At 65.1% G+C, this 18,147-nt stretch carries 14 protein-coding genes; 8 read left to right on the top strand and 6 right to left on the bottom strand.

Features of this window, described 5'->3' with window-relative positions:
- Entirely contained in the window at positions 1-1,752 is a 1,752-nt protein-coding gene (locus FAX90_RS10115) for a bifunctional metallophosphatase/5'-nucleotidase (protein ID WP_205700662.1), read from the top strand.
- Here FAX90_RS10115 and FAX90_RS10110 read toward each other — a convergent pair.
- Positions 1,749-2,285, bottom strand: coding sequence for a glutathione peroxidase (locus FAX90_RS10110; RefSeq protein WP_144097258.1), 537 nt, complete (start codon positions 2,283-2,285; stop codon positions 1,749-1,751). The two genes, FAX90_RS10115 and FAX90_RS10110, sit on opposite strands and share 4 nt — an antisense overlap.
- 29 nt (positions 2,286-2,314) lie before the next feature.
- The gene (locus FAX90_RS10105) at positions 2,315-2,950 is read right to left on the bottom strand and encodes a CoA transferase subunit B (RefSeq protein WP_144097257.1); all 636 of its coding nucleotides are present in this window, start codon (positions 2,948-2,950) and stop codon (positions 2,315-2,317) included.
- Positions 2,951-3,089: 139 nt separating this feature from the next.
- Between FAX90_RS10105 and FAX90_RS10100 the strand changes: the two genes are divergently transcribed.
- Positions 3,090-3,599, top strand: a complete 510-nt coding sequence (locus FAX90_RS10100) for a hemerythrin domain-containing protein (protein WP_144097256.1) — start codon at positions 3,090-3,092, stop codon at positions 3,597-3,599.
- A 25-nt stretch (positions 3,600-3,624) separates the two neighbouring features.
- On the opposite strand, the gene FAX90_RS10095 is transcribed toward FAX90_RS10100, so the two are convergent.
- On the bottom strand, positions 3,625-4,395 hold the full coding sequence (locus FAX90_RS10095) for an HAD family hydrolase (protein WP_144097255.1): 771 nt from the start codon (positions 4,393-4,395) through the stop codon (positions 3,625-3,627).
- 26 nt (positions 4,396-4,421) lie between these two features.
- Positions 4,422-5,141: a CoA transferase subunit A gene (locus FAX90_RS10090; RefSeq protein ID WP_144097254.1), complete on the bottom strand. Its 720-nt coding sequence runs from the start codon at positions 5,139-5,141 to the stop codon at positions 4,422-4,424.
- A 156-nt stretch (positions 5,142-5,297) separates the two neighbouring features.
- Between FAX90_RS10090 and glnE the strand changes: the two genes are divergently transcribed.
- The 4 genes from glnE to FAX90_RS10070 all read left to right on the top strand — a co-directional run bounded on the left by glnE (position 5,298) and on the right by FAX90_RS10070 (position 10,188).
- Positions 5,298-7,994, top strand: a complete 2,697-nt coding sequence (gene glnE / locus FAX90_RS10085) for a bifunctional [glutamate--ammonia ligase]-adenylyl-L-tyrosine phosphorylase/[glutamate--ammonia-ligase] adenylyltransferase (protein ID WP_144097253.1) — start codon at positions 5,298-5,300, stop codon at positions 7,992-7,994.
- Between the two features lie 2 nt (positions 7,995-7,996).
- Positions 7,997-8,473 carry a peroxiredoxin gene (locus FAX90_RS10080; RefSeq protein WP_144097252.1) on the top strand — a complete coding sequence of 159 codons (477 nt, stop codon included), beginning with the start codon at positions 7,997-7,999 and terminating at the stop codon, positions 8,471-8,473.
- Positions 8,474-8,485: 12 nt separating this feature from the next.
- Positions 8,486-9,286, top strand: a complete 801-nt coding sequence (locus FAX90_RS10075) for a ferritin-like domain-containing protein (protein WP_144097251.1) — start codon at positions 8,486-8,488, stop codon at positions 9,284-9,286.
- A gap of 179 nt (positions 9,287-9,465) precedes the next feature.
- Positions 9,466-10,188 carry a M23 family metallopeptidase gene (locus tag FAX90_RS10070; RefSeq protein WP_144097250.1) on the top strand — a complete coding sequence of 241 codons (723 nt, stop codon included), beginning with the start codon at positions 9,466-9,468 and terminating at the stop codon, positions 10,186-10,188.
- 122 nt (positions 10,189-10,310) lie between these two features.
- Here FAX90_RS10070 and FAX90_RS10065 read toward each other — a convergent pair whose 3' ends face one another.
- Positions 10,311-13,856, bottom strand: a complete 3,546-nt coding sequence (locus FAX90_RS10065) for a PAS domain S-box protein (protein ID WP_144097249.1) — start codon at positions 13,854-13,856, stop codon at positions 10,311-10,313.
- A 158-nt stretch (positions 13,857-14,014) separates the two neighbouring features.
- A complete protein-coding gene (locus FAX90_RS10060) occupies positions 14,015-14,896 on the bottom strand; it encodes a UTP--glucose-1-phosphate uridylyltransferase (RefSeq protein WP_144097248.1) in 882 nt (293 codons plus the stop codon).
- A gap of 168 nt (positions 14,897-15,064) precedes the next feature.
- Between FAX90_RS10060 and murA the strand changes: the two genes are divergently transcribed.
- Both murA and FAX90_RS10050 read left to right on the top strand, forming a co-directional pair.
- On the top strand, positions 15,065-16,348 hold the full coding sequence (gene murA / locus FAX90_RS10055; RefSeq protein ID WP_144097247.1) for a UDP-N-acetylglucosamine 1-carboxyvinyltransferase: 1,284 nt from the start codon (positions 15,065-15,067) through the stop codon (positions 16,346-16,348).
- Between the two features lie 55 nt (positions 16,349-16,403).
- Entirely contained in the window at positions 16,404-18,107 is a 1,704-nt protein-coding gene (locus FAX90_RS10050; protein WP_144097246.1) for a coiled-coil domain-containing protein, read from the top strand.
- Positions 18,108-18,147 lie beyond the last annotated feature (40 nt).

Genomic DNA, 18,147 nt, shown 5'->3' with positions numbered 1-18,147 from the left:
ATGATTCGTCGCATCCTCACCCCCGCCGCCCTGCTCCTCACCGCCGCCTGCGCCACGGTCCCCGACGCACCGCCAGCGCAGCCACCGGAGCCAGTCACCGTCCGCATCGTCGGCATCAACGACTTCCACGGCAACCTGATGCCGCTGTCCGCGCCCAAGGACGTGATGACGCCCGATGGCGAAATCGTGAGCATTCCGGTCGGCGGTGCGGCGTGGATGGCATCGGCCATCAACACGATCCGCGCGCAGAACGATTATTCGATGGTCATTTCCGCCGGTGACATGATCGGGGCCAGTCCGCTGGCGTCGGCCGCGTTCCTCGACGAACCGGCGATCGGCGTGATGAACCGCGTGGGTGTGGACTTCAACGCGGTCGGCAACCACGAATTCGACAAGGGCTGGCAGGAATTGAAGCGCATCGCCGATGGCGGCTGCGAGAAATATACGCTGCGCGAACCATGCGCGGTGGAAAAGGACTTCGGCGGCGCGGACTTTCCGTTCCTGTCCGCCAATGTCGTCACCCGCAACGGTGAAACGCTGTTCCCCGCCTTCGGCACCAAGACGTTCGGCAAGGGCGCGGAGGAAGTTACCGTGGGCGTCATCGGCCTGCCGCTGCGCGACGTACCCAATCTGGTCACGCCGAGCGGGGTCGAGGATCTCTATTTCGGGGACGAGGCCAACGCCATCAACATCTATGTCGAGGAACTGGCATCGCGCGGCGTCGATGCCATCGTCGTGTCGATCCACCAGGGCCTCTACAACGTCCCGCGCGAGGATTCGAACGGCTGCGGCGGCATTTCGGGTGAGCTTCTGCCCATTCTCGAAAAGCTGGACCCGCGTGTCGACCTGGTGATTTCGGGGCACACGCATCGCAGCTACATCTGCAATTACGGCGACATCGATCCGGCACGGCCCTTCCTTGTCACCAGCGCGGGATACGGCGCATCGCAAGTCACCGACATTGCGGTCACCATCGATCCGGCTACCAACGAGGTGACGGCCAAATCCGCGCACAACGTGACCGTACAGAGCGAGGGCAAGGCCAAGGACGGATCGCCGCTTCCCACCAGCAGCGCCTTTGCAACCATCGTCCCCGATGCCGGTATCGCAGCCTATGTCGGGCAGTACGTCGATGCCGTCGCCGAAGTGGCGAAGCGTCCGTCGGGCCGGATTTCGGGTGAGGCGCTGATCACCGATGACGACGAAGCGGAAACCGCGCTGGGCGACATGATTGCCGATGGACAACTGGCCGCCACGCGCGATGCCGGGGCGCAGATCGCGTTCATGAACAATTCGGGCGTCCGCGCCAGCCTTGTCCCCGCCGCCGACGGCACGGTGAGGTTCGGCGACCTTTACGCGGTGCAGCCCTTCGGCAATTCGCTGATCACGCGGACCTTTACCGGCGATCAGGTCATGGCCCTGCTGGAACAGCAGTTCGACAGCGCGGACAAGAAACAGATCCTCGCCCCCAGCGAAGGGTTCGCCTTTACCTACGACCGGTCACGGCCCAAGGGCGACCGGATCGTGACCGCGACGCTGGACGGCGATCCGATCAATCCACTGAAGTCCTATCGCATCACGATGAACAGTTTCCTTGCCGCGGGCGGCGACGGGTTCACCGTGTTTACCGAGGGGACGCAGACGACGACGGGCGCGAACGATCTCGACGCGTTCGAGGCATGGCTGGCCGCGGTGCCGGTTCGCCAGCTGCCCGATACGGACCGCGTGACGAACCTGACACCTGCGGGTTAGAGCGCGGCCTCGATCGCGGAGACGAGGTCCGCGTCATCGGGCGCGGTCGCCGGCGCAAAGCGGGCGATGACTTCGCCGTCGCGGCCGACAAGGAACTTCTCGAAGTTCCAGAGCACTTCGGGGTCCTCTGTCGGCGTCATGCCGAACCCGCGCAGCTTGTCGCGGAAACCGTCGGCATCGCCCTGCTTGGTCGGGGCGGCTTCGACCAGCTGCGCATAGAGCGGCTGCTTGTCTTCGCCAATCACGCTGGCCTTGGCGAACATCGGAAAGTTCACGCCAAAGCTGGTTTCGCAGAACGTGGCGATCTCGTCGTCAGTGCCCGGCTCCTGCGCGCCGAAGTCGTTGGCCGGAAAGCCCAGCACTTCGAAGCCCTTGTCGCCGTACTTTTCCTGCAAAGCCTGCAGCCCTGCGTATTGCGGGGTAAGGCCGCACTGCGAAGCGACGTTGACGATCAACAGGACCTTGCCCTTGTGGGCAGCAAGGCTGTCTGCGCTACCGTCGTTACGGGTCAGCGCGATATCGGACAGGGCCATGGGCAAATCCTCTTTCTTAGGTGTCGAGCTTACGAAACGTAGTGCGCGGTCGTCTTTTCCGCCACTTCCTCGGCCGTGACGCCGGGGGCCAGTTCGACCAGCTTGAACGGGCTATCGTGATCCGGGCGCTGGAACACGGCAAGATCGGTGACGATCATGTCGACGACGTTCTTGCCGGTCAGCGGCAGGGTGCATTCGGGGATGAACTTGGGGTCGCCGTTCTTGCTGGTGTGTTCCATGACGACGATGATCTTCTTCACGCCCGCGACGAGATCCATCGCGCCGCCCATGCCCTTGATCATCTTGCCCGGAATCATCCAGTTGGCGATGTCGCCGTTCTGGTCGACTTCCATCGCGCCCAGCACGGTCAGGTCGATGTGCCCACCGCGGATCATGGCAAAGCTGGCCGCGCTGTCGAAATAGGCGCTCTTGTCCAGTTCGCTGATCGTCTGCTTGCCCGCGTTGATCAGGTCGGCGTCTTCCTCACCCTCAAACGGGAAGGGCCCGATGCCCAGCATGCCGTTTTCCGACTGCAGCGTGACTTCCACGCCTTCGGGGATGTGGTTGGCGACCAGCGTCGGGATGCCGATGCCGAGGTTCACGTAGAAACCGTCTTCGAGTTCCTTGGCGGCGCGGGCGGCCATTTCATCACGGGTCCAGGGCATCGGTTCGGGTCCTTTTCAAGTTTTATCGGTTATGGCGAAAGGGGTTGGCGGCAGTTTCGGGCATCGGGGCAGACTATGTCCGGAACCGGGCCGGGTGGTGCCCGTTCCTTCCGCATACAAGGAATACGGGACTTATATAATGGATATTGTCGATTGCATCCTGGCCGACCACGACCGTCAGCGCCGCATGTTCTGCGCGCTGGACGAAGCAAGGGCCGACCTTGATTCGGCGGGCAAGATTTTTGGCCGCCTGAAAAACTTTCTCGAAGCGCATGCCGCGGCTGAAGAGCTCTATTTCTATCCCGAGCTGCTGAAGCTGGGCAAGGGCGCGGTCGATTCCGACAGCGCGGAAGAAACGACCGACGATGCGATCGACGATCACAACAAGATCGCCAAGGCGGTCGAGAAAGCCTCGAAACTGGAAGTCGGATCCGACGAATGGTGGGACGCGGTCGATGAAGGCAACCTTCAGAATTCGAAGCACATGGCCGAGGAAGAGCGTCAGGGGCTGAGCGATTTTCGCCGCAACGTTCCGCTGGAACGCCGGGTCCAGTTGGGCGTGAAGTACCTTGCGTTCGAATCCGAACATTCGGGCAAGTTCGAACGGACGGAGAAGGACCCCGACGAATACATCAAGGAAAACACCTGACCGCACGCGCGACCTGTCGCCCCGTTCAACCATCGGTCCGCACTTCCGACGGGGGAGCGGCCTGACCGGACAGCGGCGGCGGCAGTTCGAACCAGCCCGCCCCCATCAACCCGTCATAGGGCGTGGTGGCGGCGGGATCGCGCAGGTAGTCCATCAGCTCGTCGAAATCGCCGGGACGGTCGCCCATGATGGCGACGAAGCAGTATTGCTCGATGGCCGCGTTGCGACGGTCGGTCTTGCTTTCGCCCGGATCGCGGATCAGCAGCAGATCGTCCTGGCCCGCAAGGTCCAGCCCCGACGCCGCCAGAGCGCGGCGGATCGCAGGCGCCTGCCCTTCATCGAGAATGCTGGTCCACACCACTTTCACCCCGCTACCGCGCGCCAGCGAAAGTGCGGGGGCAAGCCCCGGCGTGGCGGAAAGCGCGTCATCAGGTCGCAGGGCCGCGCCAGCCGGGTCCAGATCGACAAGCAGAGCGGGCGGCTGGTCCGCGCCGCAAGGCAGGACGACGCTTTCGGCATCCATCGGCGCGGCCGGATCGGGGACAGCCGAAACGCCGGCCCCTGCACGATCCGATGCGAACAGCGCGGCGGCAACGAAACGCTCGGTAAAGTTGGCATTGCCCGTCGGCTCAGGCGTTGGGGCGAGAGCGGTTTCGGCCTCGACCTTCGCCGGTGCCACTGCCGCTGCGGGCTGACGCCCATCCTTTGCCGCGCCATGCGCCATCGCGCCGCTGGCCAACACGGGCAGTGCCGCCGCGACACAGCCCGGCAGGGCCGCGACGACGGGTAGCAGCATCAGGAGGCGAAAGCCCCGCACGAAGATCAGGCCGGCTCGCGCTCGCGCACGGTGCGGAACTCGATCTTCTTGTCGTAGGGTGCGCCGACGATCATGCGCTGGACATAGACGCCCGGCAGGTGGATGCAGTCGGGGTCGAGACTGCCGGTCGGCACGATCTCTTCCACTTCGACGACACAGACCTTGCCGCAAGTCGCAGCCGGAAGGTTGAAGTTGCGCGCGGTCTTGCGGAACACCAGGTTGCCGCTTTCATCCGCCTTCCACGCCTTCACCAACGAAATGTCAGCGAAGATGCCCTTTTCAAGGATGTAATCCTCAGGACCGTTCCGACCATCGAAGGTCTTCACTTCCTTGCCCTCGGCAACCTGTGTGCCGACGCCGGTCTTGGTGTAGAAACCGGGAATGCCCGCACCGCCTGCGCGCATGCGTTCGGCCAGCGTGCCCTGCGGGCAGAATTCCACCTCCAGCTCTCCGGCAAGGAACTGGCGTTCGAATTCCTTGTTCTCGCCGACGTAGGAGCTGATCATTTTCCGGATCTGCTTGGTACGCAGCAGCTTGCCGAGGCCTTCGTTGTCGATACCGGCATTGTTCGACGCGACGGTCAGCCCCTTCACGCCGCTTTCGACCACGGCATCGATCAGGCGTTCGGGAATACCGCAAAGGCCAAAGCCCCCGCTGGCGACAAGTATGTCGTCCTTCAGCAAACCTTCGAGAGCGGTCTTGGCGTCGGGGTAGAGCTTCTGCATCGCGGAACAGGCCTTTCCTGAAAGTCGGTTCGGGTTCGAGGCGCCTATTACATTTAGCAGGGGGGCCTGTCACCACTGTTGCAATCGGCGGGCGCGTCATGCGCTTCTTGGCCAGCCATCTTGCCATCGGGGCCGCGCGGTCCCATCCCGTGTTTCATGGAGAGGCATACCGACCCCGACTGGACCGGCGCGATCGCCCGCGCCAAGGCACATGCACCGTTTCTGGAAGACCTGCTTTCGCGCAGGTCCAATCTGGAAGAGATGCTGACCAACGGCGACGGCGAAGCGGCGCTAGACCTTGCGAAACAAGCGGGCGAAGGGGCGCCTGACGTGGGCGCGGCGCTGCGCCGGGAAAAGCGCGCTCTGGCACTGGTTTTGGCCATCGGTGACCTTGCGGGCGCTTTCCCGCTGCTGAAAGTCACGGGCGAACTGTCCGATTTCGCCAGCCGCGCGCTTCATGCCGCGATCGGGGAAGCGATCGCGCACCGCATGCCGGGGGCCGAGAACACGGGCATGACCGCACTGGCGCTGGGCAAGCACGGCGCGGGCGAGCTGAACTATTCCTCCGACATCGATCCCATCCTGCTCTACGATCCGGCCCGCCTGCCCCGGCGAGAGCGGGACGAACCGGGCGAGGCTGCGCAGATGGCCGCGCGCCGCGTGGTGCAGACAATGGGCGCGCAAACCGCGGAAGGATATGTGTTCCGCACCGACCTGCGCCTGCGTCCGGCAAGCGAGGTCAGCCCGCTGGCGATCAGTTTCGATGCGGCGCTGACCCATTACGAAAGCAGCGCCCTTGCCTGGGAACGCGCCGCCTTCATCCGCGCCAAATCGGTCGCGGGCGATATCGAGGCAGGTCGTGAGTTCCTCGCCCATATCCGCCCCTTCGTCTGGCGGAAGTCGCTGGATTTCGGCGCGATTTCCGAGGTCGGGCGGCTGGTTCACCGTATCCGCGACGACCACGACGGACCGCAGCGGCCCGGCCCCGGATTCGACGTGAAGAAAGGGCGCGGCGGCATTCGCGAAGTGGAGTTCTTCGCCCAGACGCACCAGTTGATCCACGGCGGGCGCGATCCCTCGCTGCGCTGTTCCGGCACCCGCGCCGCGCTCGACGCACTGGCCGCTGCGCAGATCATCGCCGCCGAAGACGCAATCGTCATGGGCGAAAGCTATGACCGCCTGCGCGAGATCGAACACCGCCTGCAGATGGTGAACGACCGGCAGACGCATATGCTGCCCGGCGGAGAGGCTCTGGACCACGTGGCCCAGCTGGACGGGCTGGCCGATGGCGCGGCGCTGATCGCCGAACTGGACGTGCTGTGCAAAAAGGTGCGCACCCGTTTCGACCGGCTGGTCGAAGCACACGGCGGCAAGGTTTCAGCACCGAAACCGCAACCCGTGGCCGAAGAACGGCTGGAGGAGCTGGGCTTTTCGGACCCCGGCGCATTAGCCGAACGCATCGGCGGTTGGGAAGCGGGGCGCGTGAAGTGCCTGCGTTCCGATGCCGCGCGGCAGGCCTTTGGCGCGATCCGCCCGCAATTGCTGGAGGCGTTGGCCAAGGCGCCGGAGCCCGAACGCGCGCTGACCCGGTGGGAACAGATGCTGGCGCGGCTGCCGTCGGCCATCAACATCTTCCACTTGCTGGAGGCGCGGCCCGCCCTGCTGGAAACGCTGGCCCGCGTGCTGGCCCTGTCGCCCAGCCTTGCCGATGCGCTGGGGCGGCGCGGCGACCTGCTCGACACGATGATCGACCGCACGGCATTCGACCTGCCGGGCGATGTCGCCACGCTGGTCGCGGACATGCGCGGCGAGGATGACGACTACGAAGCCGTGCTGGACCGCGTCAGGCGTGAAGTCGGCGACGTGCGCTTCGCCCTTGGCGTGCAGCTGATCGACAACGCGCACGATCCGCTCGACATCGCGGCGGCCCTGTCGCGCGTTGCAGAAGCCGCGATCACGGTCTGCGCAGAGGCCGCTTCGCGCGAATTCGCATTGAAACACGGGCAAATCGGGGATGAGGCGCTGGTCGTGCTGGGTCTCGGACGGCTGGGCGGCGGGTCGCTGACCCATGCCTCGGACCTCGACATCGTCTACCTGTTCACTGGGGACTTCGAAGGGGAAAGCGACGGCGAACGCCCGCTGGGCGCGACGCAGTATTTCAACCGCCTGGCCCAGCGCGTGACTGGCGCACTGACCGTGCCAACGGCAGAGGGCGCGCTGTTCGAAGTCGACACCCGCCTGCGCCCGTCGGGAACGCAGGGGCTTCTGGCCGTCAGCATCGACAGCTTCGCCCGCTATCAGGCCGAATCGGCATGGACGTGGGAGCATATGGCCCTGATGCGCGCCCGCGTCCTGCACGGCCCGGCAGAGGCGCGCGAAGCCGTGGCCGAAGTCGTCCGCACGGTCCTCACGCGCACGCGCGATGAAGAAGCCTTGTGCGCCGACGTGTTGAAGATGCGCGGCGACATGGCGGCGCACAAACCCCCGCGCGGTCCGCTGGACATCAAGCTGCAACGCGGCGGGCTGGTCGATCTGGAGTTCCTGACCCACTATCACCAGCTGCGCACCGGCACATGCCACGATCCCAACCTTGGCAAGGCGATCCGCTGTCTGGGCGCGGCAGGCCACGTCCCCGAATCGCTGGGCGAGGCGCGCGACCTTTTGACCCGGATGCTGGTCACGCTGCGGCTCGTCTCTCCCGACACCAAACTGCCTCCGCCTGCCGCGCGCGACGTGCTGGCCGCCGCCTGCCGTCAGGACAGCTGGGAGGCGCTGCTATCCGCCCTCGACAAGGCCCGCGCCGAAGTGGCAGGGGCCTGGGCCGAGACTTTCGGCCAGACACTGGAGCTTTGACCATGACCGACACCCGCCCCGACGTTGGCGATGCCTTTCCCGACATCGCGATGGAAACGCCCGATGGCGGCGCCGTCTCTATTTCCGACTTCACGGGCAGGAAGGTCGTCGTGTTCTTCTATCCCAAGGCGAACACGCCGGGCTGCACGACCGAGGCGAAGGACTTTTCCGCGCTCCTGCCCGAATTCGAAAAGGCCGGAACCGCAGTTCTGGGGGCGAGCAAGGACAAGCCCGCCGCGCAGCAGAAGTTCATCGACAAACACGAACTGACCGTTCCCATCGCCTCCGATCCGGTCGAACACGGCGTTACCGACGCGCTGGGCGTCTGGACCGAGAAGAAGAACTACGGCCGCACATACATGGGGATCGAGCGTTCGACCTTCCTCGTCGGCCCCGACGGCAAGATCGCGCAAGTGTGGCGCAAAGTGCGCGTCAAAGGCCATGCCGAGGCGGTGCTGGAGGCGGCAAAGGCGCTCTGACCTGCGAGTACCATGCCTGACAACCTGCCTTCCCTGTCGTCGGCGATCCGCGATGCCCTGCTGACGGGCGATCCGCGCGCAAAGGCCATGGCCACCCGCAAGCTGGTACGCGATTGGCGGCTGGGGCGGCTGGCTTTCGTGTTCGATTGCGACATGCCGGATGAACCGGCGCGCCCGGACAGGCCCGAACTGCTGCCGCCCAACCAGATGCCGAAACGCCGCAAAGGCGGGTCGGAGCGCGGGCGAATCGCCCTGTGGCACGCGGTGGCGCACATCGAATTCGTCGCGATCGACCTCGCGCTCGACATGGCGGGCCGATTCGGCGAATCGATGGGAGAGGCCTTCGTCGATGACTTCCTGTCCGTCGCCGCGGACGAGGCGATGCACTTCGCGCTGATCGACCGGAAGTTGCATGCGATGGGCAGCCATTACGGCGCCCTGCCCGCCCACGCCGGCCTTTGGCAGGCCGCGCAGGACACCCGGCACGACGTCGCGGCAAGACTGGCGGTGGTACCGATGGTTCTGGAAGCGCGCGGCCTGGACGTAACGCCCGCAATGCTGGAACGGGTGCGGTCGCAGGGGGACGAAAACGGGGCGCGAATCCTCGAACGAATCCTTGACGACGAGATTCGCCACGTGCGGTTCGGAACCAAGCACTTCGACGAACTGTGCCGTGCCAGAGACGAAAATCCGCAAGAAAGCTGGAGAAATCTGGTCGAGAGGCATTTTGGCGGTCGCTTGAAGCCACCGTTCAACGACTCGGCGCGTGAGGCAGCCGGTCTGTCGCGGGAGTACCGCACAGGTATTGTCTAGTTAACCTTTACCCCCGTAACCAATACTCACGAGGCGACGGGAGGGTTCCGACGTTCTCTACAAAAATTATCGCGGCAGGACTGTGACGGACATCACGCCTGCCGTGCCGAGGGGGTCACCCGGCGTAATTCGTATCCTTCAAAGGGGGTCGGAAGCGCCGAGATAACGAAGGACTTGGCATGACGGACGTAATTCGGATTTCTGCACTCAAGGCTGGGCGGGCGATCGCGCTCGGAACGGTCGGCCTCGCCGCGATGGCGATGGCTCCCGCTCCGGCTCTTGCCAACGCCAGTGCCTCGGCCAGTGCGGACGTCAAGGCGCCCGTCCGCGAAAACGCAGAGCGTGGCGAGAGCGACGCGAAGTTCAAGCAGCTTTTCGCCAGCTGGAAGAAGACCGAGGCTCAGGAAGCCAAGGTCGGCATCGCAACCCCCGCAACCGCCACTGTCGCGTCGATCCCGTCGCGCCTCCCGGTCGAAGGTTCGCGCTATTCCAGCTCGTTCGGTTCGCGTATCCACCCGGTGACGGGCCGCCGCAAGAACCACAATGGCCTCGACATGGCTGCGCCGACCGGCACGCCGATCTACGCCACCGCCGATGGCCGCGTCGAAATGGCGCAGTGGTACGGCGGCTATGGCAATTACGTTCAGATCGAACACGGCGGCGACATCGAAACCCGCTATGGTCACATGTCGCGCATGAACGTGCGCCCCGACCAGGAAGTGAAAAAGGGCGACCTGATCGGCTGGGTCGGCTCGACCGGCCGTTCCACCGGGCCGCACCTGCACTACGAAGTCCGCATCGCGGGTGAGCCCGTCGATCCGGAACCCTATCTGAACCGCGACACGTTCCAGCAGGCTTTTGCCGATGCCAACGGACTGGGCGCCGGCGGTCCGGAAGACTAAAACGGTAATCTCCCGATATCCGGGACCAAGCGGCCCGGCACTCAGACCAGAGTGCCGGGCCGCTGCCGTTTCAGGTCAGGCATTGCATCGGGGGGCGTTGGCTGGGTCGGCATCCGTGGTGGTCAGGCGACCTTCTTCATCGTTTCCCATTCGGACCTGAGCAGCGCCAGCCGCGCGTTCGCATCTTCGGCAGACCGCAGCCGATCTTCGAGCGAGCGGGCCAGTTCGCCCAGCCGCGATTCGCCGAAATAGCCCGCGGTTCCGGCCAGCTTGTGCAACTGCATGGCAAGAACGTCCCACTGCGCCTCACCCTGCCCCGCGGCGACTTCGGCCAGTTCGGACAGCAGCTTGCCCTTGCGTTCGCGGTAACGAACCGCAAGCGGGTCCGCCTCTTCGATGACGGCCTCGACCACTTCCGTTTTCGCCTCGGCACCGGAATCGCGTTCGGGCGCAAGATAAGTTTGCACGGCCTGTGACAGCGCCGGCATCTGCAACGGTTTCGCCAAGTGCCCCTGCATCCCGGCCTCGTGGCAGGCGGCGATGTCTTCGGCAAAGCAGTTCGCGGTCAGCGCCACGATCGGCAGCATGTCGGGTTCGAAACCGGCCTGTCTGAGCCGACGGGTCGCTTCCAGCCCGTCCACGCCCGGCATCTGCATATCCATCAGGACCATGCGATAGGGCCGCCCTTGCGCGTGGGCCGCCTTGACCATGGCGATCGCTTCACTCCCCTCCGATGCAAGATCGGGGTCGAGCCCGGCGTTGCGCGCCATGGCGAGGACCAGTTCCTGGTTGATATCGTTGTCCTCTGCAACAAGGACGCGGGGTCGTTCGCCAAGCCGCTGCCGCAGGGCGGGCAGTGGCGCGGTAACCGGCGCGACCTTCTTGTCCAAGACGTCTGCCGTTGGCGTCGCGCCATCCTCTGCCTGTGCCCGCAGCAGGGGAATCCTGACGGTGAAAGTCGTGCCTTCGTCCAGTTCGGACACCACGTCGATTTTCCCGCCCATGAGCCGCGCGAGCTGGTTGGAAATCGCCAGACCAAGCCCTGTCCCGCCATATTTGCGCGCAATGGATACGTCGGCTTGGCGGAAATGTTCGAAGATGGCGCTCAGCCGCTCGGGCGCGATGCCGATGCCGGTGTCGGCAACGCTGATGGCCAGAATCCGGCCATCAGGCCCCGGCTCGGTCCGCGCATGGACGGAAACCTGCCCTCTTTCCGTGAACTTCACGGCATTGCCAATCAGGTTCAGCAGGATCTGGCGCAGGCGCAGCGGGTCACCCAGAAGTCGCGCGGGCACATCGTTGTCCACACGGGATTCGATCGCGATACCGGCATTGTCGGCGACGGGTTGCAGCAGGCTGACGCAAGTTGCCACTTTGGCGCGCAGGTCCACAGGAGCAGGGACAAGGGTCAGTTTGCCCGAATCGATCTTCGACATGTCGAGGATGTCGTTCAAAAGCCGCATCATCGCCCGCCCCGAATCGGCGATCAGCTGCGCATGGCGGTGTTGCGTGGCGTTGAGATCGGATTGCAGCAGGAGGTCGGTAAAGCCGATCACCCCGTTCATGGGCGTGCGGATCTCGTGGCTCATGTTGGCCAGGAACGCGGCCTTGGCCTGGGCGGCATGCTCCGCCTTGCGCCGGGCCGTGGTCAGGTCGGATTCAAGCTGTTTCGCCTCGGATATGTCGCGCACCGATGCGACGATGGAATGCACCCCGTCATCGCCTGGAACGGCGGAAAGGTGGGCATCCATCCAGCGTCCGCCCGCGCTTTCGTCCATGCGGAACTGGAAAGCACAGCTGCGCTCCTCCCCGCTCCACAAGGGGCGAAGACGCTGATCGATCGCGGCATGGGCGTCTTTTCCGAACAGGGCCGCAAAGGGCCGGTCGATCAGCGATTCGGGTTCGCGGTCGAACATGGCCCCGGCGTAGGGCGATGCATAATTGCAGGTGCCGTCGGCCTTCACCATGAACAGCGCATCGCGGACATTGTCGGTGATCGTCTTGATCTGCCGCTCTCTCTCGGCCAGCTCGGCTTCGGCCAGGCGCACTTCGGTTATGTCCATATTGATCCCGATATGGCCTGTAAGCCGCCCTTCTGAATCGAACTGCGGCGCGGCTGCACACGTCAGCCAGACCACGGAACCGTCCGGGCGCAGCCAGCGCCACGTGTCGGTAAAGGTGCTGCGCGCCGACGTCGCGGCCATCCACCCGTAATAGACACGGTCGAAATCGTCGGGATGGACCGCATCGGCCCACCCATGGCCGCGCCATTCCTCGCCCAGCATTCCGGTCGATTCCTGCCATGACCGGTTGACCCACGTGCATTCGCCGCGGGCATTCGTCAGGAACAGGCCCGCCGGCGCCAGTTCGGCCAGCGTCGCGAATTTCCTCTCGCTCGCCTCCAGCGCGATACGCCCCGTCGCCTCGTCCGACACGTCCCGCATGTGGCCGATCACCCCTTGCGTACGTCCTGCGTCATCGCGGGTGCATCGCATGCGCATCTGGACGTATCGCTCCTCTCCGTCGGGGCGTTCGAAGGCCAGTTCGATATGCAGCACCGTGATCAGCCCGGCGCGAAGCTTTGCCATCTCCTGCCCGATGCGCGCCCTTTCCGCCGGGGGGAGGAACTGGTCGTAAGGTTCGCCGATCGATGTCTCCCGGCGCCGCCCGGTGATCCGATCCCACGCGGCATTCAGGGTCAGCCACGCCCCATCGTTGGCGATGGAGAAAATGACTTCGTCGATATTGTCGAGCAGGCTGCGCTTTTCGTCCCGGCTCCGGCGCAGTTCCTCACGATCGCGTATCCCGCGCTCGATCAACCCGGCAAGCGGCAGGCCGACCAGCGTCAGCGAAGCGAGAAACAGTTGCAGCGTCACGAACTGCAGTCCGGGCTCCCCGCGGGTCAGCGTCATCGGGCCGCTGCCGACCGCAGTGGCCGCGGTCCCGATCGTGGCCATGAGGACCAGCACGAAGGCCGTGCCGCCCATGCCCGAGCTGATCCCCGCCAGAACGACGAGCGGGGTGACAAGGAAAAGGAACGGGAAGCTCGACTGCCAGAAGATCGCCAGCGTGCCGAAGATGATAGTGACAAGAACCGGAATCGGCACGAGGTTGCCCCCCTGCCCCCGCTTTCGCCAGGCGGAAATGGCAACCATGGTCAACGGTGTGATGAAGACCAGCCCGCTGGCATGCCGCGCCACGAAAAGCGCCCCTGCACCCGGAACGGCGACCAGGGCGATAGCGAACGAAGCGACGACACCGCCCGTCATCGCGGCCACGAACCGGAAGAACGTGGCCGGATCGGTGAAATCGACCCGCTCTCCGCACAAGCGGCGAACCAGAAGCGCGGCCACGGCGACTTCCGCGACATTGGCCCCCGTCAGGATCAGGCTGGCGTCAAGAGGTACCCGGCTTGCGATCTCTCCCAGCAAAAGGCCCGCGCCCGCCCCCAAAAGGGCGGCGGGCAGAAGCTGGCTGCGCGATGAAAGCACGGCGGCGAGGATGACCGCGTTGGGCAGCCACATCGCGGCCAGCACGCCGTCATGCGGGATTGCGAGGCTGAGGACCGCCAGGATCAACGAAACCACGAACATCGCCGCGCAAAAAGCGACATTCGCCAGCAGACCGGGCGGGGTCTTCACGTCCTCCCAGACCGCGTCGTTTGCCATTGCCCTCTATCTCCTGCTGCCTTTGATCGGGCAGCCTGATTAGGCGTTGGCAAACAAAGCCATGGCAAACAGGGCGTTAGGTATTACCCGCAGCGGCTTCGCGCGGTTTTTACATGCGGTCGATGGCTGGCCCGATCGCCGACCCGCTCACGGCACGGTCATTGGGCCAGAAGCCGCTCCGCAATGGCGCGGACGTCCTTGCCCATGTCCTCACGCTCCAGCGCGAGCTTCAGCGTGGCCTCGACAAAGCCGAGCTTCGATCCGCAGTCGAACCGTTCGCCTTCGAACGTCACGGCGTGGAACGGCTGGTTGCCGATCATCCTGGCCATGGCATCGGTCAGCTGGATTTCGCCGCCCGCGCCCTTTCCCTGCGTTTCCAGCGTGCGCATGACTTCGGGCTGAAGGATGTAGCGGCCCGACACGATCTTGTTCGAAGGGGCGTCTTCAACCGCTGGTTTTTCGACCAGCCCTTTCACCTCGGTCAGGTTGCCCTTTGTCTCGCCCGGGGTGATGACGCCGTATTTGTAGACTTCCTCGTGCGGCACCTCGAGCACCGAGATCAGGTTGCCGCCGACCTCGTTGTAGGCCTCTACCATCTGCTTCATGCAGTTGGGCTTGCCCCACATCAGTTCATCGGGAAGCAGGATGGCGAAGGGTTCGTCGCCCACGACGGCGCGGGCGCACCAGATCGCGTGGCCAAGGCCCAGCGGGACCTGCTGGCGCACGGTGATGAGGTCGCCGGGCGTGAAGCGCGTGTCTTCCAGCGGGCTCATGTCCTTGCCGCGTTCCTGCATGGTCTGTTCCAGCTCGAACGCGATGTCGAAATTCTCGACCAGCGCGGTCTTGCCACGGCCGGTGACGAAGATCATCTGCTCGATCCCGGCCTCGCGCGCCTCGTCGATGGCGTACTGGATCAGGGGGCGGTCGACGACGGGAAGAAGCTCTTTCGGGATCGCCTTGGTCGCGGGCAGGAAGCGGGTTCCCAAACCGGCGACGGGGAAAACGGCTTTGCGGATCGGCTTGCGTTCAGAAGAGCTCATGAGGTCGGCAGACGTCCCTGTGATTGTTCGCGAATGGTGCACTGCAACCTAGGCATGGCATGGGGGCGGGTTCAAGGGCGCATGGCCCTGCCGTTCGAAACTTGGGGGGAACCGCATGGCTCTCGCGCGGTTGCTTGCCCATTACGCAAAACGGGGTAAAGGCGGGGAATGGACAAGATTATCATCGAAGGCGGCAAGCGCCTTGAAGGCGCGCTGCCGATCTCCGGCGCGAAGAATGCGGCCCTTACGCTGGTGCCCTGCGCGCTGCTGACCGAAGAACCGCTGACCCTGCGCAACCTGCCGCGTCTGGCCGACATCGACGGGTTTCAGCACCTGATGAACCAGTTCGGCGTGTCGACCACGATCGCCGGGTCGCGCCCCGAAGATTTCGGCCGCGTCATGACGCTTCAGGCGCCGCGCCTTACCAACACGACCGCGCCCTACGAACTGGTGCGCAAGATGCGCGCCTCGATCCTCGTGCTCGGCCCGCTGCTGGGCCGCGCGGGCGAGGCGACGGTGTCGCTGCCCGGCGGCTGCGCCATCGGCAACCGCCCGATCGACCTTCACCTGAAGGCGCTGGAAGCGTTCGGCGCGACGATCGAGCTGACCAGCGGCTATGTCCGCGCCCACGCGCCCGACGGCGGCCTTCCGGGCGGCGATTTCTCTTTCCCGGTCGTATCGGTCGGGGCGACGGAAAACGCACTGATGGCGGCGGTTCTCGCCAATGGCACCAGCCGCCTCGACAACGCGGCGCGCGAGCCGGAAATCGTGGACCTTTGCAACCTCCTCGTCGCGATGGGCGCAGAGATCGAAGGCATCGGCGAATCGCTGATCACCGTCCACGGCGTAAAGCGGCTTCACGGCGCGACCTACCGCGTCATGCCCGACCGTATCGAGGCCGGCTCCTACGCCTGTGCCGCCGCGATCACCGGCGGTGACGTGACGCTGATCGGCGCGAACATGAAGGACATGAGCGCGACGAACCACGCCCTGCGCAACGCGGGCGTCCACGTCGAGGAAGTGAAGGGCGGCGTGCGCGTCCATGCAGACGGCCCCTTGAAGGCTGTGAACCTGTCGACCGCGCCTTACCCCGGCTTTCCCACCGACATGCAGGCGCAGATGATGGCGCTTCTGTGCATGGCGCAGGGGACCAGCGTGCTGACCGAAACGATCTTCGAAAACCGCTACATGCACGTGCCCGAACTGAACCGCATGGGCGCGCATATCGAAACGCAGGGCCGCACCGCCATCGTCCACGGGGTCGAAAAACTGACCGGCGCCGAAGTGATGGCGACCGACCTTCGCGCCTCGATGAGCCTTGTAATCGCAGGGCTTCGGGCAGAGGGCGAAACGGTCGTGCACCGGCTCTACCACCTCGACCGCGGATATGAACGGCTCGAGGAAAAGCTCGGTCTCGTCGGCGCGAACATCCAACGCGTCGGCGGGGACTGACGCACGGCTTCATCCGGCCCTTTACGCGCCGGTCTGACCGGGTAGTCTGACACGCGTGCAGGTTCTCAAACTCGTCATCGGCTGGATCGCACGTCACTTCGTGCTGTGGATCCTGCTGATCGGCGCATTGCTGGTCTGGAACGCGTGGCAGGTCGGCGCGGAACGGGAACTGCGCGCCGACGCACTGGAACAGGCGCTCACCGAAATCGAGACCCGGCGCGAAGTGGGTGAAAACGCGCTGCGCGAGGCAGAGGCCGATGCACGCGGGCGCAGTGTCGAAGTGCTGCAAGGCATGCTGGCCGAGGCGAAGGCGGGACGCGCACCGTTGATCGGGCAGCGCCGGTCCGACCTCAAACGCCGCGCCAGCATCGCACTGGCCGACAGTGACGCGATCATCGCGGACCAGACGCTGGAGCTGGAAATCGCGGTAGCCACGCGCAAGATCGCCGGGCTGGAACGATCGATCGCCGCGACCGAGGCACAGCTGGACCGCGCCGCGATGATGACCGCCGCGATCAGGGCGTGGCGCGATGCGGACGCGAAATGGCGCCGCGCCGCCGCGGCCTGCGATGCCGCGACCGAGCGCGTCGACAGATACGAGGCGCGCCGCGGACTCGACCGCTTTTTCGGCAGCATCACCGGCCAGGGCAGACGGCTGAGGTCCATTCGCGACGAGCAGTGTTCCGGCGTGGCCGCGCTGGCTTCACGGGCAGGCCGCGTGAAGGAAATCCTCGACGAAACCCGCCGGGGCGGTGCCGCCGCCGCCCGCGCCGGAGCATGGTCGCAGGAACGCCTGGAAAGCGCCGACACCACGCTGCGCGAAGCGGTGGCGCGCGAACGCGAGGGTGCAGAAGGATCAGCCCGCGCGCAAATCCGCAAGAAATGGACCGACTGGGGCATGACCGCGATCCTGTGGCAGGCGTTCTTCGCACTGCTATTGCTGATCGCCACGCCCTACCTGATCCGACTGCTGTTCTGGTTCGTCCTTGCGCCACTGGCCGAAAGGCGCCCGTCGATCCGCATCGCCGTGCCCGGCGGGGTCGGCGCACCGATGCCGCCTGCCGATCCCAGCAAGACTTCGATCTCCGTTACGCTGGACAAGGACGAGGAATTGCTGGTCCGGCAGGACTATCTGCAAAGCAGTTCGGTTCGCGGCGCAAAGGAGACGCAGTGGATGCTGGACACCCGCCACCCGCTGTCCAGCCTTGCTAGCGGGCTCTGGTTCCTGACCCGTATTCGCGGGGCAGACGAAGTCACCACGATTTCGGCGGTTCACGATCCTTTTGCCGAAGTCACCGCGATCACCCTGCCCGACAACGGCGCCGCCGTCCTTCACCCCCGCGCCTTGGCCGCCGTGGTGCAGAAACAGGGCCAGCCGCTGCGCATCACCAGCCACTGGCGGCTGTTCTCGCTCAACGCATGGCTGACGATGCAGTTGCGTTTCCTCGTCTTTCACGGCCCGGCCCGACTGATCATCAAGGGCGGGCGCGGAGTGCGCGTGGAACCGGCCGGGGCGGGCAGGATCTTCGGTCAGGACCAGCTCGTCGGGTTCAGCGCGGACCTTGCCTATGCCGTCGCCCGGACGGAGACGTTCTGGCCCTATTTCCTTGGCCGCGAGCAATTGCTGAAGGACCGTGTGCTGGATGGCGAGGGCATGTTGATCGTCGAAGAATCGCCAATGGCCGGCCGCAAGGGCGCGGGCCCGCGCGGCGGTCTGGAAGGGGCGATGGACGCGGCATTGAAGGCCGTTGGCCTGTAACAGGACTTTCTCGAAACAAATCCGGGGCTCCGTGCGTTCT

The organism is Croceicoccus sediminis, from assembly GCF_007570835.1.
GTDB classification, from domain to species: Bacteria; Pseudomonadota; Alphaproteobacteria; order Sphingomonadales; family Sphingomonadaceae; genus Croceicoccus; species Croceicoccus sediminis.
Note: the sequence above shows the minus strand (reverse complement) of the source record. Positions and strands in the feature narration are given on the sequence as shown.